The sequence below is a fragment of the Nonomuraea guangzhouensis genome (assembly GCF_019396345.1).
Lineage (GTDB): Bacteria > Actinomycetota > Actinomycetes > Streptosporangiales > Streptosporangiaceae > Nonomuraea > Nonomuraea guangzhouensis.
Window position 1 is genome coordinate 1 of sequence record NZ_JAHKRM010000106.1, and the last position, 1,469, is coordinate 1,469.

2 protein-coding genes are annotated in these 1,469 nt (G+C 64.2%); both read left to right on the forward strand.

Features of this window, described 5'->3' with window-relative positions; all coding sequences use genetic code 11:
- The first annotated feature begins 277 nt into the window (after positions 1–277).
- Positions 278–895, forward strand: coding sequence for a transposase (locus KME78_RS63600; RefSeq protein WP_219539948.1), 618 nt, complete (start codon positions 278–280; stop codon positions 893–895).
- An 89-nt stretch (positions 896–984) separates the two neighbouring features.
- On the forward strand, positions 985–1,410 hold the full coding sequence (locus tag KME78_RS63605) for a transposase (RefSeq protein ID WP_372455141.1): 426 nt from the start codon (positions 985–987) through the stop codon (positions 1,408–1,410).
- Positions 1,411–1,469: the final 59 nt, after the last annotated feature.

A 1,469-nucleotide genomic window follows, 5' to 3' on the forward strand; every position in this document is an offset into this window, starting at 1 on the left:
CTGAGTGCCCGTGTACAAACTGATCCCTGAGCCCGCCGCGTGGGACGATAATCGGGCGAAATAGTGACGTAGAGCGAATCTTCTGCGACATAGAGCGACCTTCCGGTAGCAACGGTGGTTATCACAGCGCCGTCACCAACCGGAAGGTCTGCCGCCGTTGTACGCCACCGCTCCCATCGCTGTCTCCCGTAACGAAGAAACTGCCTGCTCATGCGTGGCCTGCCGGTACGGCCGCGGAGCCGATCACCCGATCCGGGCGCCCCGCTACACCACCGACATGAGTGACGAAGAATGGCAGGTCATCAAGCCGTTGATGCCCTGGCCAGCCTGGTTACACGGCAACGGCGGACGACCCGAGAAGTACTGCCGTCGCCGGATCATGGATGCCATCCGGTACGTGGTCGACAACGGCTGCAAGTGGCGCAACCTGCCCGCCGACTTCCGGGTGCCCTGGCGCACCGTCCATGCGATCTTCACCCGCTGGTGGCAGGACGGTGATCTCTATGCTCTCCACAATGACCTGCGCGAACGCGTCCGACTCGCCGACGGTCGCGAGCCGGAGCCCAGCGCGGAGATCATCGATTCGCAGTCGCTGCGGGCCGCCGAGACCGTCGCCGCCAGCTCACGCGGATATGACGCGGCCAATTATCTGGACCGTCTGGTTATGCGGGGCCAGACGGGGATTCTGCTGGTCGGCGTGGTCCGGGATGGCAAGAAGGGCGCCATAATCGCCGGCCGCCATCGCGCTCCGACTTGGCCACGACACCACCGAATCGACCACACCTACCCCTACGCAGACCCCACCGTGCAAAAGAAAGCCCTCGCCAGCGCCCCCTCCAACCGGCGGCCGCCCCGCCCGCCACCAGCCCACCGACAATCTCCTCACCCTTCTTAAAACCCGTGATTATGCCGCGCTCAAGCCCATCCCAGGCCCCTTACCAGGAAGCCCTCGCCTGGCCCCGCATAACCGGACGGCCCAGATAATTGCCCTTATGCGGGGACCGGCATAAGGGCAAGAAAGTGCAGGGCACCAAGCGGCACATCATTGTGGACACCCTGGGCCTGCTGCTGGTTGTCATCGTCACCGCCGCCAGCGTCCAGGATCGTAACGGCGCCAAGCCCGCGCTGGAACGCCTGCGCGACTGGTACGAGAGGATCTCGCTGATCTGGGCCGACAGTGCCTACGCCGGCAAGCTCGTGACCTGGGCCAACAAGCACCTCCGGCTGACCTTGGAGATCGTCAAGCGCAGCGATGACGTCGGCGGCTTCGTCGTCCTTCCTCGCAGGTGGGTGGTAGAGAGGACGCTGTCGTGGATCTGCCAGCGCAGGCGGTGCGTGCGCGACTATGAGCGGTTATCCGAGCATCACGAGGCCATGGTCCTGTGGGCGATGATCATCGTCATGGGGTGACGGCTCGCGCGATCCGCATCTCCCCAATCGAACTGACGATCAGTTTGTACACGGGCACT